The 3336-nt window shown below is 66.3% G+C and carries 5 protein-coding genes; all 5 read right to left on the bottom strand.

What is annotated here, in order from left to right; all coding sequences use genetic code 11:
• The coding region (locus Q0C41_RS30810; protein WP_291990777.1) for a DsbC family protein at nucleotides 1-691 on the bottom strand (691 nt) is incomplete at its 3' end.
• Nucleotides 675-1994 carry a TrbI/VirB10 family protein gene (locus tag Q0C41_RS30805; protein WP_291990776.1) on the bottom strand — a complete coding sequence of 440 codons (1320 nt, stop codon included), beginning with the start codon at nucleotides 1992-1994 and terminating at the stop codon, nucleotides 675-677. The genes Q0C41_RS30805 and Q0C41_RS30810, both read right to left, overlap by 17 nt.
• Nucleotides 1987-2766 (bottom strand): type-F conjugative transfer system secretin TraK, encoded by a 780-nt coding sequence (locus tag Q0C41_RS30800; RefSeq protein ID WP_291990774.1) that lies wholly within the window; start codon nucleotides 2764-2766, stop codon nucleotides 1987-1989. Before Q0C41_RS30800 ends, Q0C41_RS30805 begins: the two co-directional genes overlap by 8 nt.
• Nucleotides 2648-3241 carry a type IV conjugative transfer system protein TraE gene (gene traE / locus Q0C41_RS30795; RefSeq protein ID WP_367079327.1) on the bottom strand — a complete coding sequence of 198 codons (594 nt, stop codon included), beginning with the start codon at nucleotides 3239-3241 and terminating at the stop codon, nucleotides 2648-2650. The genes Q0C41_RS30800 and traE overlap by 119 nt, the downstream gene beginning before the upstream one ends.
• A gap of 11 nt (nucleotides 3242-3252) precedes the next feature.
• The gene (locus Q0C41_RS31565) at nucleotides 3253-3318 is read right to left on the bottom strand and encodes a hypothetical protein (RefSeq protein WP_367079326.1); all 66 of its coding nucleotides are present in this window, start codon (nucleotides 3316-3318) and stop codon (nucleotides 3253-3255) included.
• Between the last annotated feature and the right edge of the window lie 18 nt (nucleotides 3319-3336).

Raw genomic sequence — 3336 nt, 5'->3', positions numbered from 1 at the left:
CGCCGGCGAGCACCCGACCGTCCGCCGCGACGAGCGTGGGCGTGCCGGAAATTCCGAGACGCTCCGCCAGCGCGACATTGCGATCGATGGGATGGGGACAGTCTTGCGCCTTCGGCGCCTGATCGCGGCTCATCAGGGAGCGCCAGGCGGTGATGCGGTCCTCTGCACACCAGACGGCGATCGCCTTGGCCCGTGCATCGGGATGCAGCGATGCCAGGGGCATCAGGAAGGTGTAGATGGTGACGTCGGTGAGGTCCTTCAGGTCCGCTTCGAGCTTGCGGCAGTACGGGCAGTCGGGGTCGCTGAAGATCGCGAAGGATCGTGCGCCGGACCCGCGCACTTCCTTGAGGGCATCGGCGAGCGGCAATGCCGCGAAGTCGATGCGGGTGAGGAGATCCTTGCGCTCGGCCGTGAGGTCGCGCTGCGCCTTCATATCGTAGAGGTGACCGAACAGGAAATACTGTCCGGAGGCGTCCACATAGGCGATCTGGTTGCCCAGGGCCACTTCGAACACGCCCGGCCAGGGGGTCGGGTTGATCTCGCCGAACTTCGTGGCAGGGTAGAGCGTCTTCAGCGTCTCCATGATCGACGTGGAAGCGCTTGGGATGCTCTGGGCGGCGCACGGTGCCGCGAGCGCGGCACTCACCATGAGCGCCGCCAGTGTGGATCGAAACTTAGCCATCATCGTCATGCCTCCTGAGTTTCTGGGTGCGCTCGGTGAGCTGCGGGAATGCTTCGCGATCGGCGGACGCGTCATCGAGGGCGCCCTGCAGCGACACGCCTTGTGTCACCACCACGTCGACCGTGCGGCCGGCATCGACCTCGACGACGGGGAAGACCTTCTCGGCGAGGGTGATGTAGTACTGCGCGAGACGGTCCAGCGCCTTGCCCATGCCAGAGCCGAGCCCGGCTTCGAGTTGTTTGGCCGGGTCGACGGTGCTGGTCGAACCCAGCGGGGAGACGGAGAACGTCGTCGAGTTCTGCTGGAAGGCGTGGCCGATGCCGCCGGCGATGCCGGCCAGAAGCGCATTGGCAAGGATCTGTCCTTGCTTGGAGACGAGTCGCCCCCGCATGCCGGCCTTGCCGTCTTCGCCGGCCACGTAGCCCTTGATCGGCACATCGATCGCGGTGCCGCCACGCGTGACGCAGGAGAGGGACTCGGTGCGGATGTAGGCGCGTTCGGAACTCACATCGCCGTACCCTGCACCGACGACAAAACACTCCTTCACGCGGGCGCGAAAGTGATTCGGCAGCACGGCGTGGTCGACGAGGCGCAGGAGCACCGGTTGCGGGTTGCGTTGCGCCTGGCCGCCGGTCGGTGCATCGAGTCCGCCCAGGAGAATCGCTCGGGTGAAGGAACCGCTCGGTAGGTAGCGGCGGGTGTCTCGTGTGCTGGACGGCGCACCCTGGGTGTCCGCGCCGCCCTTGGTCGTCTTCGCCGGTGTTCCATCGCCCAGCGCGATGCTCACGATGCCGGACGGTTGGATCGCCGGCGGCACGGTGCCGGGCGCGGGGACCGTCGACGAGGTTGGCCGAGGGGGCGGGGGCGGCGGCAGGCGTTGCGCGAGGGTTCCATCGTTCGCGTCGGTGCTCGGCCTATCGGGGCCGAAGTTCGGACGGGCCGCCGGTACGGCGATGGGCGGTGGCGGGAGCGGCGTCAGGCGGGCTTCCTCCAGCTTCTTGAGGCGTTCCAGCATCGCCTTGTTCTGGGTTTCCAGCTCGGTGTTGCGCTGATGGATCTCGCGCGACTTCTGCTCGATGGTCTTCAACTGCGCATCGGCCTGCCCTCGCCAGGCATCCTTGGGATCGACTTGGGCGCCGGGACCGAGGATCTGGGTGGACTTCGGCCGCGCGGTACGGGAATCCGGATCCTGGGAGTCGGTCAACGAGACCGACAGTACGGCCGCACCGATGACGAGTGCGGCGATGCCGCCGAGCAGCAGGAACTGGCGGCGCTTTGCTGCTGCGGGTGCGGTGCGAGGGGCGTCAGTCATGGGGGCGGCGCTCCCGGATCACGAAGACGGAGACGGCATCGCCCGCACGGATCTGCTCGGCATCCAGCGACACCGCAATGACACCGGGCTTGTAGAGATCACGCGCGGACAGTGCGGCTTCCACGGTCGTCAAATTGGCGAGGAGGTACTTCTCGCCGACCAGGTCGGTGCCCCGATGGGTGCGCACGAGCGTCAGGCGTAGCCCAGGCCAGAGGGCGAAGTCCTGATTCGTTTCCCGGACTTCCATGTCGTCGGGAATCGCGTCGTTCGCCATCGCGAGCAGCAGGTTCTTGACCGTGCGGACATGTCGATGGCTGCGTTCGGCGGGGGCCGCGGCGCTGGTCGGATCCCGGGCTTCGCGGATGACGATGGAGTCGCTCGGCGCGTCCACCGGCTGCAGGAGCAGGCCAACGGTGCTGCGCTCGGAGCTTAAGAAGAGGTTGATCGGCTTCGTGGCGTCCGGCGTCACGGGGCGAATGAAGATCTGCCCCCTGTCCTCGTCCTTCTCCAGGACGAAGTCGCCGGCGTTGCCCGTCACCTTGCGGATGCGACCGCGCTCGAAGGTGATCCGTGTCACTTCCTTCTGCGAAATCTTGGCGAAGACGGTCTCGCCGTCGCGGGCGGTGACGGTTTGTAGCGCGTGCGCGAGCGAGCTAGTGGCCAGCGCCAGCAGAAGCAGAAGTGCTCTTGGTTTCGAGGGGATCATTGGGGTGGGTTTCCCGGAACGATTTGAGCGTGATGCGACCGCCCGTGTACTGAAACTCGATGGCATAAGCCTTCACGACCTCGGACACGCGCCGATCGCTCACGAAGGTGGTGAGTTGGCCGCGTACGCCAACTTTGAGATGGCGTTCGTCGACGCTCAGGTCCTGGGCGCTGAAGATCGTGGCAGCACTGTCGCGCTTGAGCCGCTCGGCGCTGGTGGCGAGTTGGGTGCGCAGTACGCCGAACGAGGACGGGGCCGCATACTGCAGCAGCACCCTCGACTGGTGATCGACGCTCTGTGGGGTGACATTGAGGATGAGCTGCATGAGGAAGTAGCCCATCTGTTCGAGGTACTCGGCGCTTACCCGGTCCTGCTCGACCCAGAAGGTTTTGTGCACGCTCGGCGGAATCAGGACGACGCGCTCGTGTCCCGAGGCCCGCACGGCGAAGAGTGCGAGGACGAGATTGACGGCGATCGAGCCCATCAGGAGTACCAGGAGGGTCGCCGTGGCTCGACGAGCGGCGCCGAGATTCCCCTGCATGAGCGTGAGCTTCATCCCGCCATCTCCCGAAGCCAGGAGGGCGGCGTTCGCTTGAGACCCGTGACGGCGGCGGGCAGGTGCCAGTACAGGAGGTG

Source organism: Luteitalea sp. (assembly GCF_022842525.1).
Classification (GTDB): domain Bacteria; phylum Acidobacteriota; class Vicinamibacteria; order Vicinamibacterales; family Vicinamibacteraceae; genus Luteitalea.
The sequence above is the reverse complement of the archived record's forward strand: the minus strand, read 5'-3'. Positions and strand labels throughout refer to the sequence as shown.